The organism is Azospira sp. I13 (assembly GCF_003112695.1).
In the GTDB taxonomy this organism is placed as follows: domain Bacteria; phylum Pseudomonadota; class Gammaproteobacteria; order Burkholderiales; family Rhodocyclaceae; genus Azospira.
On record NZ_BFBP01000012.1, the window covers coordinates 1 to 24,131 of the forward strand.

At 65.5% G+C, this 24,131-nt stretch carries 16 protein-coding genes and 3 tRNA genes; 10 read left to right on the forward strand and 9 right to left on the reverse strand.

The annotated features are described in order from the left end of the window. The coding region (locus AZSI13_RS12520) for a hypothetical protein (RefSeq protein ID WP_133247314.1) at positions 1-219 on the forward strand (219 nt) is incomplete at its 5' end. A 189-nt stretch (positions 220-408) separates the two neighbouring features. On the opposite strand, the gene AZSI13_RS12525 is transcribed toward AZSI13_RS12520, so the two are convergent. After that, positions 409-1,836 carry a PLP-dependent aminotransferase family protein gene (locus tag AZSI13_RS12525; protein ID WP_109041571.1) on the reverse strand — a complete coding sequence of 476 codons (1,428 nt, stop codon included), beginning with the start codon at positions 1,834-1,836 and terminating at the stop codon, positions 409-411. Positions 1,837-2,003: 167 nt separating this feature from the next. Between AZSI13_RS12525 and AZSI13_RS12530 the strand changes: the two genes are divergently transcribed. After that, entirely contained in the window at positions 2,004-2,162 is a 159-nt protein-coding gene (locus AZSI13_RS12530) for a hypothetical protein (RefSeq protein ID WP_201262381.1), read from the forward strand. 79 nt (positions 2,163-2,241) lie between these two features. Here the strand turns inward: AZSI13_RS12530 and AZSI13_RS12535 are convergent, their stop codons facing one another. The 6 genes from AZSI13_RS12535 to AZSI13_RS12560 form a co-directional block, all read right to left on the reverse strand. Beyond that, complete coding sequence (locus tag AZSI13_RS12535) at positions 2,242-2,577, reverse strand: hypothetical protein (protein ID WP_109041516.1); 336 nt, start codon at positions 2,575-2,577, stop codon at positions 2,242-2,244. A 178-nt stretch (positions 2,578-2,755) separates the two neighbouring features. Further along, positions 2,756-4,783, reverse strand: coding sequence for a methyl-accepting chemotaxis protein (locus tag AZSI13_RS18235; protein ID WP_109041517.1), 2,028 nt, complete (start codon positions 4,781-4,783; stop codon positions 2,756-2,758). A 107-nt stretch (positions 4,784-4,890) separates the two neighbouring features. Beyond that, positions 4,891-5,583 (reverse strand): MgtC/SapB family protein, encoded by a 693-nt coding sequence (locus tag AZSI13_RS12545; RefSeq protein ID WP_109041518.1) that lies wholly within the window; start codon positions 5,581-5,583, stop codon positions 4,891-4,893. Positions 5,584-5,722: 139 nt separating this feature from the next. Next, positions 5,723-6,220, reverse strand: a complete 498-nt coding sequence (locus tag AZSI13_RS12550) for an SCP2 domain-containing protein (protein ID WP_109041519.1) — start codon at positions 6,218-6,220, stop codon at positions 5,723-5,725. Between the two features lies 1 nt (position 6,221). Then, positions 6,222-7,133: a U32 family peptidase gene (locus AZSI13_RS12555; protein WP_109041520.1), complete on the reverse strand. Its 912-nt coding sequence runs from the start codon at positions 7,131-7,133 to the stop codon at positions 6,222-6,224. Positions 7,134-7,144: 11 nt separating this feature from the next. Then, on the reverse strand, positions 7,145-8,176 hold the full coding sequence (locus AZSI13_RS12560; RefSeq protein ID WP_109041572.1) for a peptidase U32 family protein: 1,032 nt from the start codon (positions 8,174-8,176) through the stop codon (positions 7,145-7,147). Between the two features lie 128 nt (positions 8,177-8,304). Here AZSI13_RS12560 and queC point away from each other — a divergent pair, with 128 nt between their 5' ends. The 8 genes from queC to fliL all read left to right on the forward strand — a co-directional run bounded on the left by queC (position 8,305) and on the right by fliL (position 19,894). Next, positions 8,305-9,000 (forward strand): 7-cyano-7-deazaguanine synthase QueC, encoded by a 696-nt coding sequence (gene queC, locus AZSI13_RS12565; protein ID WP_109041521.1) that lies wholly within the window; start codon positions 8,305-8,307, stop codon positions 8,998-9,000. Between the two features lies 1 nt (position 9,001). Then, complete coding sequence (locus AZSI13_RS12570) at positions 9,002-10,108, forward strand: YeeE/YedE family protein (RefSeq protein ID WP_109041522.1); 1,107 nt, start codon at positions 9,002-9,004, stop codon at positions 10,106-10,108. 79 nt (positions 10,109-10,187) lie between these two features. Next, positions 10,188-10,263: transfer RNA gene (locus tag AZSI13_RS12575), tRNA-Lys, on the forward strand. Positions 10,264-10,834: 571 nt separating this feature from the next. Continuing rightward, a complete protein-coding gene (locus AZSI13_RS12580) occupies positions 10,835-17,164 on the forward strand; it encodes an MBG domain-containing protein (RefSeq protein ID WP_165833499.1) in 6,330 nt (2,109 codons plus the stop codon). A gap of 2 nt (positions 17,165-17,166) precedes the next feature. Continuing rightward, the gene (locus tag AZSI13_RS12585; RefSeq protein WP_109041524.1) at positions 17,167-18,819 is read left to right on the forward strand and encodes a ShlB/FhaC/HecB family hemolysin secretion/activation protein; all 1,653 of its coding nucleotides are present in this window, start codon (positions 17,167-17,169) and stop codon (positions 18,817-18,819) included. A 365-nt stretch (positions 18,820-19,184) separates the two neighbouring features. Next, positions 19,185-19,260, forward strand: a tRNA-Lys gene (locus tag AZSI13_RS12590). Positions 19,261-19,363: 103 nt separating this feature from the next. Then, positions 19,364-19,438 (forward strand) — tRNA-Thr (locus AZSI13_RS12595). 69 nt (positions 19,439-19,507) lie between these two features. Continuing rightward, positions 19,508-19,894, forward strand: a complete 387-nt coding sequence (fliL, locus tag AZSI13_RS12600; protein WP_109041525.1) for a flagellar basal body-associated protein FliL — start codon at positions 19,508-19,510, stop codon at positions 19,892-19,894. A gap of 197 nt (positions 19,895-20,091) precedes the next feature. Here fliL and AZSI13_RS12605 read toward each other — a convergent pair whose 3' ends face one another. Continuing rightward, positions 20,092-22,365, reverse strand: a complete 2,274-nt coding sequence (locus AZSI13_RS12605) for an NADP-dependent malic enzyme (protein ID WP_109041526.1) — start codon at positions 22,363-22,365, stop codon at positions 20,092-20,094. A gap of 235 nt (positions 22,366-22,600) precedes the next feature. Next, positions 22,601-24,085: a cobyric acid synthase gene (locus AZSI13_RS12610; protein WP_201262382.1), complete on the reverse strand. Its 1,485-nt coding sequence runs from the start codon at positions 24,083-24,085 to the stop codon at positions 22,601-22,603. Positions 24,086-24,131 lie beyond the last annotated feature (46 nt).

Below are 24,131 nucleotides of genomic sequence, written 5' to 3' on the forward strand. Positions count from 1 at the left end.
GACTTCCCGGATGTAGTGAACATGATGGACGACGCCGTTGATCAGCTGAACAAGATCAAGGACGCCAAGGCCAAGCATGAAGATGCAGCGAAGAAAAGGGACTGGAACCAGGCCACCCTGTGGGCCGAGCAGGTCTGGCAGTACCAGGTGAAGGCTGCTGACCTGGGCTTGCGCGCCAAGACCTATCTGGAACAGAACGGCGCCCGGAAAGGCAAGTGAGCGCCGGTAAGGAGTAACACGGCAGCAGTACTGCGGGGAACGGCCTTCGGGTCGTTCCCCGTTTTTTTTGGTGCGGAGGGCGCGGGCGCCGTCACGGCGGTCTCCGCTACGGACGCAGCCAGAGACTTTGATGGGAATTCGACCGGAGAGGGGAAAGCCGGAAGGGAAAAAGCGCGGCGTAGCGCCGCCTCAGCGCCCCTCCCGGGGCAGCAGGCTGTCGATGATCTGGCCGAGGACGGCGACAGCCTTTTCCGTTGCCGGCGTCCACGGGTGGCCGTAGTTGAGGCGCAGGCAGTGGCCGTATTCCCGCTTGGCGGAAAAGATGGGGCCGGGGGCAATGCTGATGCCCTGGTCCAGGGCCAGCCGGTGCACCGCCAGGGTATCCACGCCCCGGGGCAGTTCCACCCAGAGGAAGTAGCCGCCGCTGGGCCGGGCCAGCCGGGTGCCGGCGGGGAAATGCTGCTCCACCGCCCCCACCATGGACAGTTCCTGCAGGGAGAAGGTACGGCGCAGGCGGCGCAGGTGGTTGTCGTAGCCGCCGTGCTTGAGATATTCGGCCAGGGCGATCTGCACCGGCACCGTGGTGGCCAGGCTGGTGGTCAGCTTGAGGCGCTGGATTTTCTGGGTGAAGCGTCCGCCCGCCACCCAGCCCACCCGGTAACCCGGGGCCAGGGATTTGGAGAAGGAGGAGACGTGCAGCACCAGGCCCTCCCGGTCCTCCGCCTTGGCGTAGGCCGGCGCCTGGTCGCCGAAATACAGCTCGGCGTAAACGTCGTCCTCGATCAGCGGCACCTGATAGCGGGCCAGCAGGGCCACCAGCTCGGCCTTGCGGGCATCGCTGAGGCCGCCGGTAATGGGGTTGGAGTAGTTGAGCATGAACAGGCAGGCCTTGATCGGGTGATGCCGCAGGGCATCCTCCAGGGCCGCCAGGCTCACCCCTTCCCGGGGATGGGTGGGAATTTCGATGACCTTCAGGCCAAGGCGTTCGATGGCCTGGAGATTGGCGTAGAAGGTGGGGGATTCGATGGCGATCAGGTCCCCCGGCCGGGTCACGGCCTGCAGGCAAAGGTTGAGGCCCTCCATGGCGCCGGAGGTGACAACGATCTCCTGGGTGGGCACCGAGGCGCCGTGGGAGAGGTAACGCAGGGCGATCTGCCGGCGCAGTTCCTCGTTGCCGGGTGGCAGGTCGGTGACCGTCGCCCGCGGGTCCAGATGGCGCGCCGCGGCGGCGAGAAAACGGCCCAGCTTGTCGAGGGGGTAGAGGTCCGGGCTGGCGAAGCTGGAGCCGAAGGGCACCACCGCCGGGTCCTTGACGCTCTCCAGGATCTCGAAAATGAAGTCGCTCACATCCAGGGCCGTGGAATGGCCCACCGGCCGGGTGATGTCCGGCTCCGACAGCTGCCGTCCCAGGCGCGCCTTGACGAAGTAGCCGGACTTGGGCCGGGCCTCGATCAGGCCCTGGCCTTCCAGCAGGTAGTAGGCCTGCAGCACCGTCACCGGGCTGACGTCATGGATGCGGCAAGCCTGGCGTACCGAAGGCAGCCGATCGCCGGCCCGCAACAGGCCGTCGCTGATCAGCTTCTCCGTTTGCAGGGCAAGGGTCTGGTAGCGGCTCATGGCCGCCATGGTAAAGAAGTCCGGCAAAAAGCGGATAGAGGTGGATCAAATCCACCGTACGCGGCCCCGCCGCGACGCATATGGATATGCCCTTTTCTTCGTTGGTCTGGCGCCGCGGCGGCCCCTAAGATGCCCTTCCCCCCATCCCCATCGGCAAGGTGCTCCCCATGGCTTCGCCCCAGGACCGACTGATCCACTGGCTGCTCGGCAGCCTCGACCTGCAGACCACCCTGTTCCACCTGGGCCAGTATTGCGGCACCTGGAAGGCCTCCACCACGGGCCTGGCCCGGGCCGGGTTTCACCTGGTGCTGGGAGGGGGCTGCTAAGCCACAGGCCGGGGAGCGGCCTGGCAAGGGAAAGCCGGGGAAAGGCGGTCAGACGCGGGGAGGGTGGCAGCGCCGGCCTTCAATCCGGGTCGGGGCGCTCCGCGTCGTCCAGGGCGTAGCTGTCGGCCACGTAGGCGTGGCCTTTCATCAGGATGACGATGATGCAGCCGATAGCCAGGGTGAACACGGCGGTCCAGTGCATGACGATGACGCTGATGGCCAGAATGTCGGCCATCTGCAGCTGCTTTTCCAGGGCCTCCGCCGTGCCTTCCAGGGGCAGCCAGCGCATGGCCAGGGCGGCCAGGGCCGGTAGCAGGGTGCCCAGCAGGGCGATGCGGGGTAATTTGCGGAACAGGGTCCATTCGAAACCGGAGACTTCCCGGCGGCTGCCGGGCAGCCGATGCAGCATTCCCATGATGGCCTCCTCGACGGGGTGCGCGACCTGACTTGGCGGGGTGCGCCGTACCGAGCCTCGGCAACGGCGCCTGTTGCTAAGAATACGCCCGCCGCCGGGGAGTTCCACTGCGGCGTAGCGCCGCAGCCGGTGCCGCGCTGGGCCAGGGTTTGGGGAGGAGCGGGTCCCGGACCCAGGCCTAATCGGTGGTGAGGCCGGCCACGGAGCGGGTGAGGTCCGTCGCCAGTTCACCCAGTTCGGCCACTGCCTGGCTGGTGGCGCGGATGGCCGCGTGGTTCTCTTCCGCCATGTCGGCGATCTCCTGCACGTTGCGGGCAATGTCGGCACTGGCGTCGCTCTGGCCGGCGGTGGCATCGACGATGTCGCGCACGTGCAGGGCGGAGCGGCCCACCACGCCGCGGATTTCCGCCAGGCTGGCGGCCAGCTCGGCCACCCGCCGGGTGCTGCCGTCCACCTGGTCGCTGTTCTGGTCCATGCCGGCCACGGCCTGGCCGATCTCCTGCTGGATGGCGCCAATGGTGGCGCCGATCTCCCGGGTGGAAATGCCGGTACGGTCCGCCAGCTTGCGCACTTCGTCAGCCACCACGGAAAAGCCGCGCCCGTGCTCGCCGGCCCGGGCCGCCTCGATGGCGGCATTGAGGGCCAGCAGGTTGGTCTGGTCGGCGATCTCCTGGATGGTGCGCACCACCTGGTCGATCTCCCGGCTGCGGGATTCCAGGTTCTGGATCAGGGTGACGGTGCTGCGCACCCCCTCCACCACCTGGCCCATATCGTGGGAGGCAGCCTGGGCCTGGGCTTCGCCCCGGCTGGCAGCGGCATCGGCTTCCTCGGCCATGCGGGCGGTTTCCCGGGCGTGTTCCGCCACTTCGGCAATGCTCACGGTGAGTTCCTGCACGGCGGCGGCGGTGCGGGCGGCGGCCTCGCTCTGGCGGCCCGAGGCCACCTCCACCTGGCGGCTGGCGCTGGCCAGGTTATCCGACGCACCCACCACGGCCCGGGCGGCGCTGCCGTTGCCGCGGATCAGGCCGGCGAAGTTTTCCGCCATGCGGTTGAAGCTGCTGGCGGCCTCCGCCACTTCGTCCCGGGAGACGATGGCCACCCGGGCCCGCAGGTCGCCGCCAGCCATCACTGCAGCGGCCTGCTGCAGGCCATGAACGCCGCGCATGATGGAGATGTAGGCGCCGACGAAGCCGTAAATGATGGCGAGCAGGAGCAGGGCCAGGGCACCGAAGACGACATTGCGCACCGTTTCCAGCTGGCGTTGGCGCTCCGCCAGGATGCCGTCGATGGCTGGGACCAGAGCGCGCCCCAAATCCGCCACGGCGGCCATGGCGGCATCACCCCGGGCGGCGTACTCGGCGGGGCTGATATCGAAATCGGTGGTGTCGATGACCTTGGTGGTGAGCACCTCCTGGAGGCCCAGGGAGGCGCTGGAAAGGGCGCCAGACGGGCCTTCCAGGGCAGTCTTCAGATCCGGACGGCGTTCCACGGCCTTGTAGGTGTTTTCCAGGCTCCAGCCGATCAGGGGCTCCAGGCTGCCGCGCACCACGGTGAGGCGGTTGCGCAGGCCGGACTTGAGACGCTGCCGGGCCACCGCCCCCAGGCCTGCATCCCGCGCCAGGCCCAGGCTTTCCACCAGCAGGGGCAGTTTGGCGGAGAGGTTGTCCACCAGGGCGGCGGCGGCGGCATCGCTGTCCCGGCGCAGGCGGCTGTCGTCGGAGAACTGGCCGATCCAGGCCCGGGCGAGTTGGGAGAGTTCGAGATGGGCGTCCAGGCCGCCATCTGCCTCCTGCTCCGGCGCCAGGGCAGCCAGGGCCTGCCAGCGGGCGTTGAGGCTATCCCAGGCCGGTTGGGGGCCAAGGGCCTCGGCATGGCGGCGACGCAGCTCCTCGACCCGGGCCAGGGCCTGGCTGACGGCAGCGCGGCGCTGGGGCAGGGCCTGCTGCAGTTCGGGCACCTCCGCCGCCGCCCCCTGGAAGGCGCCATGGTGGGCATGGAGGGCCAGCAGCAGATCCAGGGCCGGCAGTTGCAGGGCCAGGCCGGCCCGCTCCTGTTGCAGTTCGGCCAGGGCCGCCTGCCGGTCCGTCAGCAGCAGGCTGCCGAGCAGCAGCAGGGGCAGGGCGAACAGGGCGGCGGTGGCCAGCAGTTTCTGGCGGTAGGAAAGGCGGCCCACCAGCCAGGCTGCCGGCGCGAAAAGCTGTTTCATGGGGCGGAAATCCGGAAATTTTTCACACTTTCCAGACTAGCCGCCCTATGTGTCACGCCGATGAAATGCCCCTGTAATGTGAATTTGCGGGGAAGCCGCGCCCAGCCTCAATCTCCGGTGGGTGAGATACGGAATTCGAGCAGCCCGCCGCCGTGGCGCAGGTGTTCCGCCAGGCGCTCCAGGTTCTGCTTGCCGTAGGTCTTGATGATCATGCGGTACTCGTAGACGGCGCTGCCTTCGGAGAGGCGGTAGCTCATGTTGGCGATGCTGAAGCCAAAGCCGCCCAGCAGTTCCCGCACCTCGCCTTCCCGGGGGGCGCTGGCGCCGGGATAGCGCAGCACGAGGTGGGCGTAGGACTGGCTCGGCACCCGATATTCGACCCAGCGGAAGAGGGCCAGGGTGCCGAGCACGGCTGCGGTGGCGAGAAAGGCGGGAAAGTAGAAGCCGATGCCGAAGAGAATGCCCAGGGCGGCGGTGATCCAGATCGAGGCGGCGGTGGTGAGGCCGCGCACCGTCAGGCCTTCCTTGAAGATGACGCCGGCGCCGAGGAAGCCGATGCCGGTCATGATGCCCTGGGCCATGCGGGTGGGGTCGGTGCGGATGGCCTCCATGGGCATGGCGGTCATCCAGCGCCCCTGATAGGTGGTGACCACCATTAGCAGGGCCGAGGCGAGGCAGACCAGGGCATGGGTGCGGAAGCCGGCGGGACGGCCGTGGAAGCTGCGCTCCAGGCCCACCAGACTGCCGGCGATCCAGGCGCTGCCCAGATGCAGGAGGATTTGCAGGTAATCGTTGGACATGGCGCCTCTCCCCTTGAGTCAAGGGAAGACCATGCCATCGGCCTAGGGCCGGCGCAAGGCGGGATTACCCGCGAGCGCCCGGGCCTAGGGATGCCCCGTCGGGCATCCCTCGAGGTGAAGCAGGGGGACGGTGCCCGCCTCAGGCAGCGCGGCCGGGGCGGGGCAGGGTGGCGAGGAGGGCGGTGACGCGTTCCAGGCCGGGCAGGCGGGATGCGCTGGGCGGCCACTCGATGGCATCCAGCATGTTCTTTACCACCAGGCCCAGTTCGGTGTCGCCCTCGATGGAGAGCTGGCGGTTGAAGAACAGGGTATCCGGATCTTCCTGGCGGCTCACCAGCTGCAGGTAGGCGGAAAGGTCAGCGCGGAAGGAGAGGTCGGGTGTGGCCGTGGCGGAAAAGACCGGGCGGAACCAGCCACCGCTGTAGGTGAAGCGGGCTTCGCCGCCAGTGTCGTTCACGGCCACCAGGAAGGTCTTGCCTTCCAGGTTCTGCAGGCTGTCTTCCGGCAGCAGCTTCAGTTTGGCCGCGGTATTGAGACCGGAGACCAGGGCCAGGGCGTGGGGCCATTGGGGCAGGCGGGCGCCGATCTTGGCGATGAATTCGGGCAGCTTGAAGGTGGGAATGCTGAAGTTGGTCATCTCAGGCTCCTGCATGGAGTTCAGTCGTGGCCGCAGCCTCGAGGTTGATGCCGGCCTGGCCAAACCAGTAACCGTCGCAGAGGCCATTTTCGCTCCATTCCGGCAGCTCGGCCACCGTTTCGCCACGGCGAGCCCGGTCAAAGGCGTCGACGATGGCAGCGGTGTGCTGGGGCTGGGGGCTGATGCGCACGGCGTCGATGCCCAGCTCCAGCAGCTCCGGCATCAGGTGCAGCAGGCTGTAGGTCTGGGCCGACATGGTCTGGATGCCGTTGATGGCGAGGAAGGGCTGCTTCTCCCGGGTGAACAGGGTGAGGCCCTCGTCGTGGTCCAGGCACTTGAACTGGCAGTCATCCTTGTTCAGGTTGTAATGCCGGGCGGTGAAACAGCGGGCGGAGAAGGCCAGGGGAATCTTGCCGAAGGCGAAGACCTCGGTCTCCATGCCGGCCGGGCGGCTCTCGTGCAGTTGCTGCACCAGGTCCCGGGTGGCTTCCAGGGGCGGCACCCAGCGCTTGGCGCCAAGGCCGGCGAAGTAGGCCAGGGTGGATTCGTTGTAGATATTGAGGTGGGGGCCGCAGACGAAGGGCAGTCCTTTTTCCCGGGCCAGGCTGACGGCGCCCAGGTCGTTGGCTTCGAGGGAGCAGTTGCCCTCTTCCACCAGACGGCGCAGGGCCTTGAGGTCGCTTTCCGATTCCAGCAGGGCCTGGGCGGAGATCACCACTTCCTTGCCGGATTCGGCCAGGTCCTTGGCCAGGCCGATCCAGTCGGTGGTGCGCAGCTGCTGGCGGCGGGAGCACACCACTTCGCCCAGGTAGATGCGTTCCACCGGGGTCTCCAGCATGGCGGCGTAGAAATCCATCACCTGCTGCTTGGGCCAGAACCACAGCAGAGGGCCGAGGGAGAGTTTCATGGTCATGTCGGCTCTCCTTAGCGCCAGGGCCGGTTGTAGGCGCCCAGGGTGGCCTGGTGGCCTTCCGAGACCTTGGTCAGTTCGGCCTGCCAGGCGGGCTTGACGCTGTAACGGTCGTTGCCGTCCTTGAGGCTGTCCAGGGCGGCACGCAGGGTGCGGGTGACCTGGGTGACGTAGGCGGGGCTGCGCTGGCGGCCTTCCACCTTGATGGCCTTGACGCCGATCTTGATGATCTCCGGCAGCATGGCCAGGACGTTGAGGGACGTCGGCTCTTCCAGAGCGTAGTAGGTCTCGCCCTGGACTTCGAAGCGGCCCTTGCAGAGAGTGGGGTAGCCAGCGTTCTCGTCGTCGTTGTAGCTGTCGATGAGGATGCCGTTGAGACGGGCATCCATCTTCCCGGGTTGCCCCGCCGCAGGCGGTTGTTTTTCCCAGCGCACGTACTTGGCCGGGGAGCAGGCGCCGACGGTGTTGGGGGATTCGCCGCAGGCGTAGGAGGAAAGCCAGCAGCGGCCTTCGTTCATGACGCAGAGGCTGCCGAAGCCGAAGACCTCGATTTCCACCGGGGTGTTCTTGATGACGTGTTCCACCTGGGCCAGGGTCAGCACCCGGGGCAGCACGGCGCGGCGGATGCCGAATTCCTTGTGGCAGAAATTCACCGCCTCGTAATTGGTGGCGGAGCCCTGCACGGAAAGGTGGAGATTAAGTTCGGGATGCTTCTCCCGGGCATAGGCCAGGAGGCCCACGTCGGCCAGGATCAGGGCATCTACGCCCAGGCCGGCGGCCACATCCACCGCCTGGCGCCAGGCCTCAACCCGGCCCGGCTGGGCGTAGGTGTTGAGGGCCAGCAGCACTTCCCGGCCGCGGCTCTGGGCGTAGCGTAGGCCTTCGGCCATGGTCTTTTCGTCGAAGTTGAGGCCGGCGAAGTTGCGGGCGTTGGTATCGTTCTTGAAGCCGAGATAGACGGCGTCGGCGCCGTTATCCACTGCGGCTTTCAGCGCCGGCAGGCTGCCGGCGGGGCAGACCAGTTGCGACAAGGCATTGTTCGACATGGCAAAAACCGGGAATTCGGGGAAGGCGGCAGTATAGCCCCGTGCCAAAGGCGGCCCTTGATTTCGGTCAAACGCTTCGGCCGGGCGGATTTTGTGATGACGGCCAAACCGGTAATAATTATCCGGCTATGACTTCACTACGCCCTGCCATCGTGCTGCTTTCCGGCGGCCTTGATTCCGCCACCTGCCTGGCCATCGCCAAGAGCGAAGGCTTTGCTCCCTATTGCCTCTCCTTCGACTACGGCCAGCGCCATCGCGCCGAGCTGCAGGCTGCCGCCCGGGTGGCCGCTGCCCTGGGCGCCCAGGAGCACCGCACGGTGCGCCTGGACATCGGCCAGTTCGGCGGCTCCGCCCTCACCGACAGCGCCATCGCCGTACCCACGGACGGCGTACAGCCGGGCATTCCCGTCACCTATGTGCCGGCCCGCAACACCGTCATGCTCTCCTTCGCCCTGGCCTGGGCCGAGGTGCTGGGCGCCCAGGACATCTTCGTCGGCGTCAATGCGGTGGACTATTCCGGCTACCCGGACTGCCGCCCCGAATACATCGCCGCCTTCGAGCACATGGCCAATCTGGCCACCAAGGCCGGGGTGGAAGGCCACCGCCTGAGCATCCACGCACCCCTCATCGACCTTTCCAAGGCCCGCATCATCCAGACCGGCAGCGGCCTGGGCGTGGATTACGCCCTCACCGTCTCCTGCTACCAGGCCGACGACCAGGGCCGGGCCTGCGGCGCCTGCGACTCGTGCCGCCTGCGCAAGGAAGGTTTCAACGCCGCCGGCCTGCCGGACCCGACGCCCTACCAGCCCGCCCGGCAGCCCTGAAATGGAGGCCCTGCCGAGTCTGCCGCCACTTCTCTGGCTGGCTTTCGCCCTGGGCGGCCTGTTCGGGGCCGTCGCTCAGCGCACCCACTTCTGCACCCTGGGCGCCGTCTCCGACGTGGTGAACATGGGAGACTGGAATCGCATGGGCATGTGGCTACTGGCCATGGGCGTGGCGATCCTTGGTACCGCCGGACTGCAGCTGGCCGGCCTCATCGACACCGCCAACACCATCTACACCGCGCCCCGCCTGCTGTGGGGTTCCCACCTGGTAGGCGGGCTGCTCTTCGGCATCGGTATGGTGCTGGCCTCGGGCTGCGGCGCCAAGACCCTGGTGCGGCTGGGCGGCGGCAATCTCAAATCCCTGGTGGTCTTCCTGGTCATGGGCCTCACCGCCCTGGCGACGCTCAAGGGCTTGCCGGCCCTGTGGCGGGCCAACGGGCTGGACCTTCTGGCCCTGGAACTCCCCGGTGCCGGGCAGGACCTGCCCCGCCTGCTGGCTGGCGTCATCGACCAGCCCCCGACCATTCTCCTGGCCCTGGCCGCCGGCACCGTGGCCGGCCCCCTGGTGGCCGCACCCCTGCTACGGGCCGACTTCCGCACCTCGGACAATCTCCTCGGCGGCCTCGGTATCGGCCTGACGGTGGTGCTGGGCTGGTGGCTGAGCGGCCACCTGGCTTTTGTCCCCGAACACCCGGACACCCTGCAGCCCGCCTTTCTCGGCACCAACAGCGGGCGCATGGAATCCCTCACCTTCGTCGCCCCGCCGGCCTACGCCCTGGAGCTGTTCACCACCTGGAGCGATACCAGCCGCCGCCTCACCCTGGGCATCGCCACTGCCCTCGGCGTGGTGGCCGGCGCTGCCGCCGTGGCCCTGGCCAGCCGCAGCTTCCGCTGGGAAGGTTTCCGTGATGCGGAGGACACCGCCAGCCACCTGATCGGCGCCGCCCTCATGGGCTTTGGTGGCGTCTGCGCCGTGGGTTGCACCATCGGCCAAGGCCTCTCTGGCCTGTCCACCCTGGCGCTGGGCAGCGTCATCACCACCCTGGCCATCATCGCCGGCGCCTGGCTGGCCCTCAAGGTCCAATACTGGCGGCTGATGCGCGGCTGATACGCCGCCGACGCAGCCCACGCCGCAACCGGTTTGACAGGGGAAGGGGCGCCCCCTATAATTCGCGCTCCGTTTTTCCGGGTCGGTAGCTCAGTCGGTAGAGCAGCGGACTTTTAATCCGTTGGTCGCGAGTTCGAATCTCGCCCGACCCACCAAGAACACACATCAGGAAACTGAAGCAAAAAAGCCAACCAACCGGTTGGCTTTTTTGTTTTTCGCCTTATCTCTTCCGCCCCCACACTCGACCCCAAGCGTAAGAGAATCTCCTTTGTCATATCGTGCAGGCCGCCCATCCTGCACCAGCACCCCTGCCTCTTATTGCGGTTCCGTCCTCAGTTTGCAACGGCACCCAAATATGCCGACGGCCTGCCGACCCCTCTATTTACCTCACATCCCTGGCGATTCGTTCTCATCGAGCCTGAATTGCATCAGAAAATTTAGTCATTTTGCATCAAAAATTTCCATGACAGGCACTCACTACACAGCGTAAGAGGCTCCTGAAATGCGATTTCCGGGTTAGCCAGCTAAAATCCGCTTCGCATAATTTCACATATGCCACTGACCGCTCTGCAAGTGAGGAATTGTTCAATGTTCATGAGTCGCGCATTTGCCTTGGTATGGACTAGCCAGCTTGGCACCTGGAACTTTACTCATGAAGGTACCAGCCGTCGTGGCGGAAGTCCTACTGCAATCCTGACCTCGGCACTGCTGATTGGCTCTGGGGTCGTGACCGCGGCCGACCTGCCCACCGGTGGCGTCATCACTTACGGTAATGGTGCCATCGACGCCGCCGGAACCCGGATGGTGATCAACCAGTCCAGCAACAAGCTGGCAATTGACTGGCAAAGTTTTAACATCGGCACAGGAAGCCGGGTCACTTTCAACCAGCCCGGAGCAGATGCCATCGCCCTGAACCGGGTATTGGGAACGGATGGCTCCCGAATCATGGGGCAGTTGAATGCCAACGGACGGGTATTTCTGGTGAATCCGAATGGCGTTCTTTTTGGCAACACTGCCCAGGTTCAGGTAGGTGGCCTGGTGGCGTCCACATTGGACATTGATCCGCTCGATTTTGCCCGGGGTGCCTACCGCTTCAAGGGCAGCGGGAAACCAGCGGCTGTCATCAACCAGGGCAGCATCATGGCCATGGATGGAGGTGCTGTCGCCCTGCTAGGGGGCCGGGTCAGTAATCAGGGGGTCATCGTGGCCCATCAAGGCAGCGTAGCGCTGGCTGCCGGAAACGCCATGACCCTGGATTTCGCTGGCGACGGCCTGCTCAATGTGCAGGTGGACGGCGCGGCGGCAGATGCACTGGTGGAAAACCGGCAACTGATTCGGGCCGATGGTGGGCAGGTCCTGCTCACCGCTGACGCCGGCAATGCCCTGCTCAAGACCGTGGTCAACAATACTGGCGTCATCGAAGCCCGCACCCTGGGCCAGAAGGACGGCAAGATCATGCTCATAGGCGACTTCGACGGCGGCGTGGTCAAGGTGGCCGGCACCCTCGACGCCAGCGCACCCGCCGGCGGCAACGGCGGCAACGGCGGTTTCATCGAAACCAGCGGTGCCCACGTGCAGATCGCCGACGACGTGAAGGTCACCACCCTGGCGCCCAAGGGCAAGACCGGTGAGTGGCTGATCGACCCCTACAACGTGACCATTTCCAACGCCACCAGCTCCGGCATGGGGGGCTTCAATGGCAACGCCAACGACAGCGTGCTCAACGTCACCACCCTCACCAACGCCCTGGCCAGCACCGGGGTGACGGTGACCACCGGCGTCGGCGGCAGCCAGGCCGGCAACATCACCGTGGACGCGCCCATCAGCTGGAGTGCCAACACCGTGCTGGCGCTCAACGCCGCCGGTAGCATCATCATCAACAAGGACATCACCGCCACCGGCAACAACGCCGGGCTGTCCATGTCCTACAGCGGCAGCTACAGCCTGAACAAGGGCGCCCGCGTCACCCTGTCCGGCAGCAATGCCAGCCTCAGCCTGGCGGGTACCGGCTATGTCCTGATCCATGACATCGGGGCGTTGCAGAACATCACCAGCACAGGCTTCTACGCCCTGGGCAACGACATCGACGCCAGCGCCACCGCGGGCTGGAACGGTGGCGCCGGCTTCAACCCGCTGGACGGAGCGAGCACCAATTTCGCCGGCCTTGGCCACAGCATCGACAAGCTGACCATCAATCGCGGGCTGGAGAGCGACGTCGGGCTGTTCCGCACGGTGAGCGGCAACGTCCGTGACCTGACCCTGTCGAATGCCCGCATCACCGGGCAGATGAACGTCGGCGGTATCGCCGCCACCCTTGGCGGCACCCTCAGCAACGTTCACATGACCGGTAGCGTGTCCGGCTCCGGGGCCTTCGTCGGCGGCCTGGCCGGCACGGTGAACAACGGCATCATCCGCTACTCGTCCTCTGCCGCCGACGTGACCGGCCTGACCGTGGTGGGTGGGCTGGCGGGCAGCGTGCAGAGCATTGCCATGGCCGACTCCTATGCCACCGGCTCGGTCACCGCCACGGTCAGCAACACCAGTGCGTTTGCGGGCGGGCTGCTGGGCGAGGTGATCTCCAGCGCGACGCTCACTAATACCTACGCCAGCGGCAAGGTCACCGGCTACACCACCACGGGTGGCCTGATCGGTGGCGGTTACCTGCCCACCATCACCGTCAACACCAGCTACTGGGATATCTACACGACCGGCCAAGCCAGCTCCCTGGGCGGTGGTATCGGCCTGTCCGGCGGAGTACGCAACCAGGCCTCCTTTGCCGGGTTCGACTTCACTAACACCTGGGTGACGTTCGACGGCGATACCCGACCGATGCTGCGCAACGAATACTCCACGACCATCTTCACCCCCCACGCCCTGCAACTGATGGGGCTGGACCTGAATGCCAACTATCGCCTGGGCACCGACCTGAGTCTGCCCAACGCCATGGCCGCCAGCAGTGGCTACTACGGCGAAGTGTGGGGCGTGTCGGGCTTCCGCCCGGTCGGCGACAACGCACAGCAGTTCACCGGCAGCTTCGACGGACAGGGCCACAGCATCAGCGGCCTGGGCATCAACCGTGTGGTCACCAACAACGTTGGCCTGTTCGGCTACACCGCCAATGCGACCCTGGCCAACGTCAAGCTGGTGGACGGCAGCGTCACCGGCAACGACAACGTCGGTGCCCTGGTCGGCTACATGCTGGGCGGCACCCTCGGCAACGCTTCGGCCAGCACCACCGTCAGGGGCGCCGGAATCGGCGAATCCAACACCGGTGGGCTGGTGGGTACCAACGATAGCGGCGCTATCGCCGATGCCTCCGCCACCGGCAACGTCACCGGGGGCGGCTACCAGGTCGGTGGTCTGGTTGGCTTCAACGTCAACGGCGGCAGCATCACCCGCTCCTATGCCACCGGCAATGTCACCGGCACCAACACGACCGCAAACCTCGGCTATGTCGGTGGCCTGGTGGGCGCCAACGGCTACAGCGGCGATGGCGGCTCCATCAGCCAGTCCTACGCCACCGGCACGGTGAGGGCGTCGTCGGGGCCGGTCGGCGGCTTCGTCGGCCACAACGAAGGCAGCATCACCGACGCCTACGCCACCGGCGCGGTGATCGGCCAGGGCTCTGCGAGCAACATCGGCGGCTTCGCCGGGGTCAATTTCGTCAACGGCACCATCAGCAACAGCTACGCCACCGGCTACGTTTCCGGGGGGATTCAGCTGGGCGGTTTCGTCGGCTACAACAACGGAGGGAATGGCGCCATCAGCAACGCCTACTGGAACACCCAGACCAGCGGCCAGCTGCAAGGCTCTGCTGGTGGGCTGTCGGGCGGCATGACCGGGCGTACTACCGCGCAGCTCCAGGGTGCGCTGCCCTCTGGCTTCTCGTCGTCCGTCTGGGGCACCGGCGCCAACCTCTACCCGTACTTCACCTGGCGCTACAGCACCACGCCCATCGCCATCAGCGGCAAAGCCTTCAGCAATGCCGGCAGCACCGCCCTGGCGGGCGCAACCCTGACCGCCGTGTCAGGCGGCCTGGCCATTGGCAGTAGCACCAGTGGTGCGGATGGCTCCTACTACATTCTCAGCGATGCCAGTCATCTGAATGTCAATGGCGCCATCGCCTATCTGGATGGCAACACCACGAAAGGCGCTGCCTTCAGCGATGTGATCGGCACCAACGGCGTCCAGGGGCTGGACGTTTACGGCACCGCTGCGCGCATGGTCACCGGCCTGGGCAGCCTCTCATCCACCCGTAGCCGCTACCTGCTGACACGGGGTAGCTACGCCGCTACCGACCTGAACTTCCTTTCGTCCAGCGACTTCGCCACCCTCACCAGTAGCGGCTATGGCCTGTACCTGGCCGCCATCACGAATAACTACGACCTGGACACCAACCTGGGTTCCGGCGGCCTGTTGAGCCTCGACAGCGGTGGCGCCTTCAGTATCAACGGCACCCGCCAGCTGTCAGCAGGCGGCAACCTCGGCGTAGCCGACCGCCTGACCTGGAGCGATGCCGCCGGACTGACCCTCAGCACCAGCAACGGCGGCAACGTCCTGCTGGGCGATGGCGTCGGTGCTGCCAACGGTAGTCTGACCCTGTCCGCCGCCGGCTCCGTGACCAGCAACGGTGGCGTCGACCTCGGTGTGCTGAATTTCACCGGCGGCACCTGGAGCCAGGTGGCCGCCAGCCTGCCCAGCTTCAGCGTCACCGACTTTCGCCTCGGCCCCGCGGCTACTTTCGTGCGGGCATTGGGCGGCGACGGCAGTGCCGCCACGCCGTACCGCATCAGCGATATTTACGGCCTACAGGGGCTGGCTTCCACCAGCCTGGCGGGCAGCCGCTTCGTCCTGGCGAACGACATCAACGCCTCCAGCAGCGCGCTGTGGAACAGCGGCGCCGGCTTCCTCTCCATCGGCAGCCTGGCCAACCCCTTCACCGGTCGGCTCGACGGGCAGGGGCACCGCATCGGCGGCCTGGCCATCAACCGCCCCGGCAGCACCTACAGCGGCCTGTTCGGCTACAACGCCGGCTACGTCGGCAATCTCAACCTGGTGGGCGGCAGTTTGGCCGGCGGCAGCTACACCGGTGCCTTGGTGGGCTACAACGCCGCCGCCGGGGTGGTCGAGCGGGTCAGCAGCGACACCGCCGTCACCGGCACGGGCAATGTCGGCGCCCTGGTCGGCACCAACGCCGGGACCCTCAGCGAGTCCCTGGCCACGGGCAGCGCCAGCGGCGGCCTCAATGGTGGCGGCCTGGCCGGTAGCAACGCCAGTACCGGCATCATCCGCGACAGCTACGCCACGGGCAGCGCCCAGGGCAGCGCCACGGCAGGCGGCCTGGTCGGGTTCAACGACGGCAGCCTGCTGCGTGTCTACTCCACGGGCACGGCAAGCTCCAACGTCGGTGCGGTCGGCGGCCTGGTGGGCAGCAATGTGGGCACCGCCACCGGCAGCTTCTGGAACACCACCACCAGTGGCCTGGCCCAGGGGGTCGGGGTTGGCAACGCCAGCGGTGTATCCGGGCTGACCAGTTCCCAGCTCACGACCCTGGCGCCCTTCGCGGCAGCCGGCTGGAATATCGACGACGCCGGCGGCACCGGTGCCACCTGGCGTATGTACGAAGGCCACAGCGCACCGCTGCTGCGCACCTTCATGACCACCCTCAGCGTTAACGCCGGAAACGCCACCAAGACCTATGACGGCACCAGCAGCGGCAATGCCGGCAGCCTGGTGTTTCCCATCGGCTATGACCCGGTACTGGTATCCGGTAGCGCCACCTACAAGACAAGTAGTGCCAATGCGGGAACCTACAGCGGCGCCGACCTTCAGCTCGGCGGTCTGTATTCCTCTCAGTTCGGCTACGACATCGCCATGGGGGGCGGGTCCCTGACCATCAGCAAGGCGGCCCTCACCATTACCGCCGGCAATGCCAGCAAGACCTACGGCCAGACGGGGAGCCTGAACGGTTTCGTGACTACCGGACTGCTGGCCGCCGACCAGGTATCCGCCGTCAGCCTCAACAGCCTTGGTTTGGCCAGCAACGCTGCGGTCGGTACTTACGCCGTCGTCGCCAGTAATGCCCAGGGGCAGGGCCTGGGCAATTACGACATCCACTATGTGGACGGCGCCCTTACCGTCAACAAGGCGGCCCTCATCATCACCGCCGGCAATGCCAGCAAGACCTACGGACAGACGGGGAGCCTGAGCGGTTTCGTGACTGCCGGACTACTGGCCTCCGACCAGGTATCCGCCGTCAGCCTCAACAGCCTCGGCTTGGTCAGCAACGCTGGCGCCGGTACTTACGCCGTCGTCGCCAGTAATGCCCAAGGCCAGGGCCTGAGCAATTACGACATCCACTATGTGGACGGCTCCCTCACCGTCAACAAGGCGGCCCTCACCATCACCGCCGGCAATGCCAGCAAGACCTACGGCCAGACCGGGAGTCTGAGCGGTTTCGTGACTACTGGACTGCTGGCCGCCGACCAGGTATCCGCCGTCAGCCTCAACAGCCTTGGTTTGGCCAGCAACGCTGCGGCCGGTACTTACGCCGTCGTCGCCAGTAAGGCCCAAGGCCAGGGCCTGGGCAATTACGACATCCACTATGTGGACGGCGCTCTCACCGTCAACAAGGCGGCCCTCACCATTACCGCGGGCAATGCCAGCAAGACCTACGGCCAGACGGCCAACTTGCATCAATTCTCCAGTACCGGGCTGATCGATGGAGATCGGATTGACACCGTCGACCTGTACAGCCAGGGAGCAGCGGCCCCGGCGCGGGCAGGCCGCTACGCGATAGTGGCCAGCAATGCCCGTGGCAACGGGCTGGACAATTACGACATTTCCTTCATGGATGGCCTGCTGACGGTAACCGGTGCTCCGCAAGTTGCCGCGGTTGACTCCCGCCTCTCCCAGGCTCAGATCATTGCCAGTCAAACCCGGGAAGAGCGTCGCCGTCCGGCTGTGGCAGTCCATCCAGTCACGACGGGGCTGGCCATCGACATTCCGCAGCTGAATATCATCAATCACGGCATTCGCCTGCCGGAAGGAATCTGAAAATGCGTCTGACGCCATTGATGGCCGCCCTGGGCAGCTGTCTGCTCGCCTTGCCCGCATTTGCCGCGACGGTCCCGGATGCTGGCCAGGTTTTGCAAAACCTCGAGCAGCAACCTCGCCGGCAGGATCCCCAACCATCGCTTCCGATCAATCTCCCGGATACCCCAAACGACCAGCCGACAGACGACAGCCCCAGGATAATGGTCAATCACCTGCGCCTGGAGGGAAATCGGGCCATTCCCAGCGCCTCCCTGCTCGCATTGCTCGCCGATATGCCGGGCAAGGAATGGCGACTCAGCGAATTGCAGGCCGCAGCCAATCGCATCACCCGCCACTATCGCGAGCAGGGCTACCCTCTGGCGCGCGCTTATCTGCCAGCCCAGGAAATTGAAGGCGGCATCATCACGATTGCCGTTCTGGAAGGCCGTTACGGTGAGGTAAAGATCAACGACAACACCGGGCTGGGCGGCAGCGCCCTGGCCCCCCTCACCGATCTGCGGTCCGGTGACGTGGTACAGGCACGCTCTCTCGAACGCAGCTTGCTGCTGTTGCAGGACACGCCCGGCGTGGACGTGAAATCGACCCTGCGGCCGGGTGCGAGTACCGGGACCAGCGATCTGCTGGTCGATGTCCAACAAGGCAGCGGAATCTCCGGTTCGGTGGACCTGGACAACTATGGGAACCGCTTCGTGGGCCAGTTCCGCGCAGGCGGCACCGTCAATCTCAACAATCCGCTCAATCTCGGAGACCGGCTCACACTTCGCGCGACAGGTAGCGAAGAAGCACAACGCTACGGCCGCCTGGCCTATCAGGTCCCGGTCGGCCCCTGGGCTACCCAGCTGGGCGTCGCCTACTCAGACATGAGCTACAAACTCGGCAAGGACTTCAATGATCTCCGGGCCCACGGCAGCGCCAGCATCGTCAGCATTTACGCCTTGCAACCCCTGATACGCTCGCGCAGCCTCAACATTTCGACCCAACTGCAGTTCGAGGAAAAGCGCCTGAAGGACGACATCGATCTGTTTGGCGAACGAAAAAGCAAGCGGGCTCAGGCCATTACCGCCACGCTTTACGGCAATCATCGCGATGACTGGCTAGGGAGTGGTCAGAGCAGCTTCTCGGTAGCCTGGACCCATGGACAATTGAACCTGGACGGCCTTCCTGCCCAGCAATTCGATGCGGCGACAGCCAAAACCCAGGGGCGATTCGACAAGGTGAATCCGACCATCGCCCGTTCGCAATCGCTCGGAGAACGCTTCAACCTGTTTGCCCAATTACAGGGGCAATGGACCAACAGCAATCTCGATAGTGCAGAAAAGCTGTGTCTTGGCGGTGCCTACGGCGTCCGCGCCTATCCCCAGGGCGAGACCTGCGGTGACCAGGGACTGCTGGCCAATGTGGAACTTCGCTACGCACTGACGGAGGCTTGGCAAGTGTCCACTTTCGTTGACCACGGGGAGGTGCGCCTGAACAGGCATCCATGGACGAAAGACAATAACCATCGCCGCCTTTCAGGCACAGGCATCGGGATTAGCTGGGCCACTGCGAACTGGCAGGTGAACGCAGTGACGGCCTGGAAAATCGGCAATGAAAAGGCGCAGAGCGATGTGGAGAGGAGCCCACAGATGTGGGTCCAGGTCGTACGCTACTTCTAGCGGCATCAGAGATCAGTGGCTGACGCCGCTTCGCAAAGACGCGAACGGCGCAAAGCGCGCCCCCTACGGTTGCCCGATACAGCACCAATAAGTGCCGGTAAAGCACACGCTATCGCCCAATTGGGGAAATAGGGGAATATCCGCCCGACAATCCCGGAAACAGCCGAAATCCCGCCCGGCTGCTTGACGCACCCTCTGAAAATACTGATAATCCGCACCTTCTTGTTGGGCCGGAAGTGGTAGGAACCTAACCGCTTCAGCGGCTTTTCCCCGGCGAGGCCAGGCATATTTTCTGGCAGCACCGTTAAAAAGTTCGGAAAAAGCTGTACAAATAAAGAAAAGGTCGCTATAGTGCGCACCTCTTTGGGTTGTTAGCTCAGTTGGTAGAGCAGCGGACTCTTAATCCGTAGGTCGAGTGTTCGAGCCACTCACAACCCACCAGAATTCAAAACGGCCTCCACCCGGAGGCCGTTTTATTTGGTGAAACCCCCGGTTTTCACCATGCCTCCGGTACCTGCAGCATCCCGGGGACAGCAGTCTTGTTGCCCATGTAGCTCAGTGGCAGAGCACTCCCTTGGTAAGGGAGAGGTCGGCAGTTCAATCCTGCCCATGGGCACCATCCCTTCTGCTTCCAGTTTGCGAATTAGTCTGGAAGCCAGCCCCAACGGGGCTTCGCATCGAGGCCGTCATGAAAACGCTCGCTCGCTGTCTGTCCTGCCTGCTTCTCCTCCTGCTTGCCCCTTCCCTTCAGGCCAATGACCACGGTGGTGGTGGCGGTGCTGCGGAATCCTATCGTTTCGTGGTGAACCTGGCCCGCAGCGGACGCATCCTGCAGACCGACATGGTCTTCGAAGGCGCCCATGCGGAAACGGCCGAATCCCTGAAGGTCATCCGCCCCAAAGTGCAGCACGCCCTGATCCTCATCCTCTCCGCCGAAACGCCGGAAAGCCTCCAGACCCTGGAAGGTAAGGAAGCCCTGGCCCAACGTATCCGCAAGGCCCTCAACGCCCTGCTCAAGGAAGACGAGAAGAGCGGCGTGAAAGAAGTGCTGTTCACCAACTTCATCATGCAGTAAGGGCCGCCAGGCCCTCACCAGCCTTTCCCGCCGCTTCCGGCACCCCCCGCCTCTCCCCCAGCATCCCTAGGCCGCTCCAGGCCCGTTATAGCCGTTCTGCGCCCTGCCGCACTGGAGCCTTGCTGTAACGCAACCCTGAAAATGAAAACGCCCCGCGGGCCCTTGCAGGCCGGCGGGGCGTTTTGCCTTGCAGCGGCTTATTGCTGCTTGGCGTCCACCACCGCCAGAGCGGTCATGTTCACCAGACGACGCACGGTGGCCGTGGCAGTCAGCACGTGCACCGGCTTGGCCACCCCCATCAGGATGGGGCCAATGGTCACGCCTTCACCGCCGGTCATCTTCAGCAGGTTGTAGGAGATGTTGGCCGCGTCCAGGTTGGGCATGACCAGCACGTTGGCTTCGCCCTTGAGGGGGGAATCCGGGTCGGAGGCCTGGCGGATTTCCTCGGAGAGGGCGGAGTCGCCGTGCATTTCACCGTCGATTTCCAGATCCGGCGCCTTGCTGCGGGCAATCTCGGCCGCGGCCGCCATCTTGCGGGCGGAGGCGGATTGGGAAGAACCGAAGTTGGAATGGGAGAGCAGGGCCACCTTGGGGGTCAGGCCGAAGCGGCGCACGGTGTCGGCCGCCATCAGGGCGATATCGGCCAGCTGCTCGGCGTCCGGGTTCTCATTGACGTGGGTGTCGCAGAGGAAGAGGGCGCGGTTGGGCAGCAGCAGGTGGTTCATGGCGGCCAGGGTCTCGTGGCCTTCAGCCTTGCCGATGATTTCCTCCACCTGGCGCAGGTGATGGGCGAAGCGGCCGGAAACGCCGCAGATCAGCGCATCGGCGTAGCCCAGCTGGACCAGCATGGCGGCGATGATGGTGTTGTCGGAACGCAGGCGCATCTTGGCGATGTCGATGGTCACGCCGCGACGCTTCATCAGCTGATGGTAGGCGTTGCAGCATTCCTTGTAGCGCTCGTCGTAGTTGGGATTCACCACTTCGAAATGCTCGCCCATCTTCAGCTTGGAGCCGATCTTTTGCAGGCGGGCTTCGATGACTTCCGGGCGGCCCACCAGGATGGGCTTGCACAGGCGCTCTTCCAGCACCACCTGGACAGCCCGCAGGACGCGCTCGTCTTCACCTTCGGCGTAGATGACGCGCTTGGCTTCACCCTGCTTGGCGGCGGAGAACACGGCGCGCATGCCGACGCCGGTGTGGGTATTGAATTCCTTCAGCTTGTCGCGGTAGGCATCCATGTCCACGATGGGGCGGGTGGCGACACCGGATTCCATGGCGGCCCGGGCCACGGCCGGAGCGATGATGGAAATCAGGCGCGGGTCGAAAGGCTTGGGAATCAGGTATTCCGGGCCGAAGGAGAGCTGCTGGCCCTGGTAGGCCATGGCCACTTCGTCGCTGACTTCTTCCTGGGCCAGGGCGGCGATGGCCTTGACGCAGGCCAGCTTCATTTCCTCGGTGATGCGCTTGGCGCCCACATCCAGGGCGCCGCGGAAGATGAAGGGGAAGCAGAGGACGTTATTGACCTGGTTGGCGTAGTCGGAACGGCCGGTGGCGATGATGGCGTCGGGGCGGGCTTCCTTGGCCAGTTCCGGCATGATTTCCGGGGTCGGGTTGGCCAGGGCGAAGATCAGCGGGTCCTTCGCCATCTGCTTGACCATCTCGGGCTTCAGCACGCCGGCGGCGGAAAGGCCGAGGAAGATGTCGGCGCCGACGATGGCATCGCCCAGGGTGCGGGCGGCGGTTTCCTGGGCATAACGGGCCTTGGTGGCTTCCATATTGGCTTCGCGGCCAACGTAGATGACACCCTTGGAGTCGCAGACGGTGACGTTCTCGCGCTTGATGCCCAGGGAGCACCACAGGTTGAGGCAGGAGATGGCGGCAGCGCCGGCGCCGGAACAGACCACCTTGACGCTGGCGATGTCCTTGCCGATCACCTTGAGGCCGTTGAGCATGGCCGAGGCGGAAATGATGGCGGTGCCGTGCTGGTCGTCGTGGAAGACGGGGATGGACATGCGTTCCTTCAGCTTCTCTTCGATGTAGAAGCATTCGGGGGCCTTGATGTCCTCCAGATTCACCCCGCCCAGGGTGGGCTCCAGGGCGGCGATCATGTCGATCAGCTTGTCCGGGTCGTTCTCGGAGATTTCGATGTCGAAAACGTCGATGCCGGCAAATTTCTTGAACAGGCAGCCCTTGCCTTCCATCACCGGCTTGGCGGCGAGGGGGCCGATGTTGCCCAGGCCCAGCACGGCGGTGCCGTTGGTGACCACGCCCACCAGGTTGCCGCGGGAGGTCATCTCGTCCACGGCGGCGGGGTTGGCGACGATTTCCTCACAGGCGTAAGCCACGCCGGGAGAGTAGGCCAGGGCCAGGTCCCGCTGGTTGGTCAGGCCCTTGGTGGGGCGAACGGCGATCTTGCCGGGGGTGGGCTGGCGGTGATATTCGAGCGCGGCGTCGCGCAGATCCTTTTCCATGACTGAACTCCTGGGGAGCCGCGTGGGCTCCCGGGCTTGCTGTGAAAAATAAAAGAGCGGAAGTATGCGGGTTTTTCCCAATGGACGCAAAGCGCGGTTTTCCACAACTGCTTGTTGCGGCACAGCATTTTGGCGTCATGGAAGCCATGGCCATCGGCATAAAACCGGCACTTTTCTGGGTGCTCGTCACTCCGCACCCATTGAGCCCCTCAAGCCGAGGAGGCCAGGGGCGGTTTCACCAGGGATGGCCAGGCAATGCGCTATGCCATTTGTCCCAGTCGATGGCGGCCGCCGTGGCATCCGCCAGGCGGTTGAGGTCCGCCTCGCGGCGGGCCACCGGGTCTACCGTGATGCCCGGGGCAAAGCCCAGGTCGGCCCCCGCCCAGGCCAGCAGGGCAGCGAGGGACTGGGGCGTGTCGAAGAGGCCATGGCAGTAGGTGGCGAGGATTTGGCCATCGTCGGAAAGCGCACCATCCGCCCGGCCATCGGCGAAGACGGCGGCAGGCCGGGCCAGGGCCGGGCCGTGGCTGACGCCCATGTGAATCTCGTAGCCGGCCAGGGCCGGGCTGCCCGGCAGCTGCAGCTGGCCGGTGACATTGACCAACTGCTTCTCCGCCGCCAGGGTGGTTTCCATATCCAACAGGCCCAGGCCATCGGCAGAGCCGGGAGCGCCTTCCAGGCCCAGGGGGTCGTGCAGGCGGTAGCCCAGCATCTGCAAGCCGCCGCAGATGCCGATGACCTTGCCGCCATAGCGCAGGTGGCGACGCAGGGCCGCGTCCCAACCGTGTTCCCGCAGCCAGCGCAGGTCGGCCTGGACGCTCTTGGAGCCGGGCAGCACGATCAGGTCCACCTCCTGGGGCGGCGCTTCGTTGGGCCCAACGAAGCGGAAATCCACCTCCGGGTGCAGGCGCAACGGGTCCAGGTCGTTGTGGTTGGACGTGCGGGGGTAGGCCGGGGCCACCACGCGCAGTTTGGTTTCGCGCTTGGCCAGCTGCTCCCGGGCAATGGCGTCTTCCGCATCCAGGTAGAGGCCGTGCAGGTAGGGCAGCACCCCCAGCACCGGCTTGCCGGTGCGCGCCTCCAGCCAGTCCAGGCCCGGCTGCAAGAGGCTGATGTCGCCGCGGAAGCGGTTGATGAGAAAGCCCACGGTGCGCTGCTGTTCGCTCGCCGAGAGCAGCTCCAGGGTGCCCACCAGATGGGCGAAGACGCCGCCCCGGTCAATGTCGGCCACCAGCACCACCGGGCAATCCACCGCCTCGGCGAAGCCCATGTTGGCGATGTCCCGGTCCCGCAGGTTGATTTCCGCCGGGCTGCCGGCCCCTTCCACCAGCACCGCCTCGTACTGCTCGCAGAGCCGGCCGTAGGATTGCAGCACCGCCGCCATGGCCCGGGGCTTGTACTCGTGGTAAGCCCGGGCGTTGAGGTCGGCCACCGCCTTGCCGTGGATGATGACCTGGGCGCCCGTATCCGTATTTGGCTTGAGCAGCACCGGATTGAAGTCCGTGTGGGGCTCCAGCCCCGCCGCCAGGGCCTGCAGGGCCTGGGCCCGGCCGATCTCGCCGCCATCCACGGTGACGGCGGAATTCAAGGCCATGTTCTGGGACTTGAAGGGGGCCACGCGCACGCCGCGCCGGTGCAAAAGACGACAGAGGGCGGCCACCACCGTGCTCTTGCCGGCATCGGAGGTGCAACCCTGGACCATGAGGGTGGGCTTAATCATTTAAAATCCGCTCTTTCGCGCCCAAGCGGGGCAACACCGCCGGCGC

What these genes read in the sequence shown, in the direction of transcription:
- AZSI13_RS12525 (WP_109041571.1), bottom strand. Translation starts at nt 1,836, where the DNA reads ATGAGCCGCTACCAGACCCTTGCCCTGCAAACGGAGAAGCTGATCAGC.
- AZSI13_RS12530 (WP_201262381.1), top strand. Translation starts at nt 2,004, where the DNA reads ATGGCTTCGCCCCAGGACCGACTGATCCACTGGCTGCTCGGCAGCCTC.
- AZSI13_RS12535 (WP_109041516.1), bottom strand. Translation starts at nt 2,577, where the DNA reads ATGGGAATGCTGCATCGGCTGCCCGGCAGCCGCCGGGAAGTCTCCGGT.
- AZSI13_RS18235 (WP_109041517.1), bottom strand. Translation starts at nt 4,783, where the DNA reads ATGAAACAGCTTTTCGCGCCGGCAGCCTGGCTGGTGGGCCGCCTTTCC.
- AZSI13_RS12545 (WP_109041518.1), bottom strand. Translation starts at nt 5,583, where the DNA reads ATGTCCAACGATTACCTGCAAATCCTCCTGCATCTGGGCAGCGCCTGG.
- AZSI13_RS12550 (WP_109041519.1), bottom strand. Translation starts at nt 6,220, where the DNA reads ATGACCAACTTCAGCATTCCCACCTTCAAGCTGCCCGAATTCATCGCC.
- AZSI13_RS12555 (WP_109041520.1), bottom strand. Translation starts at nt 7,133, where the DNA reads ATGACCATGAAACTCTCCCTCGGCCCTCTGCTGTGGTTCTGGCCCAAG.
- AZSI13_RS12560 (WP_109041572.1), bottom strand. Translation starts at nt 8,176, where the DNA reads ATGTCGAACAATGCCTTGTCGCAACTGGTCTGCCCCGCCGGCAGCCTG.
- queC (WP_109041521.1), top strand. Translation starts at nt 8,305, where the DNA reads ATGACTTCACTACGCCCTGCCATCGTGCTGCTTTCCGGCGGCCTTGAT.
- AZSI13_RS12570 (WP_109041522.1), top strand. Translation starts at nt 9,002, where the DNA reads ATGGAGGCCCTGCCGAGTCTGCCGCCACTTCTCTGGCTGGCTTTCGCC.
- AZSI13_RS12585 (WP_109041524.1), top strand. Translation starts at nt 17,167, where the DNA reads ATGCGTCTGACGCCATTGATGGCCGCCCTGGGCAGCTGTCTGCTCGCC.
- fliL (WP_109041525.1), top strand. Translation starts at nt 19,508, where the DNA reads ATGAAAACGCTCGCTCGCTGTCTGTCCTGCCTGCTTCTCCTCCTGCTT.
- AZSI13_RS12605 (WP_109041526.1), bottom strand. Translation starts at nt 22,365, where the DNA reads ATGGAAAAGGATCTGCGCGACGCCGCGCTCGAATATCACCGCCAGCCC.
- AZSI13_RS12610 (WP_201262382.1), bottom strand. Translation starts at nt 24,085, where the DNA reads ATGATTAAGCCCACCCTCATGGTCCAGGGTTGCACCTCCGATGCCGGC.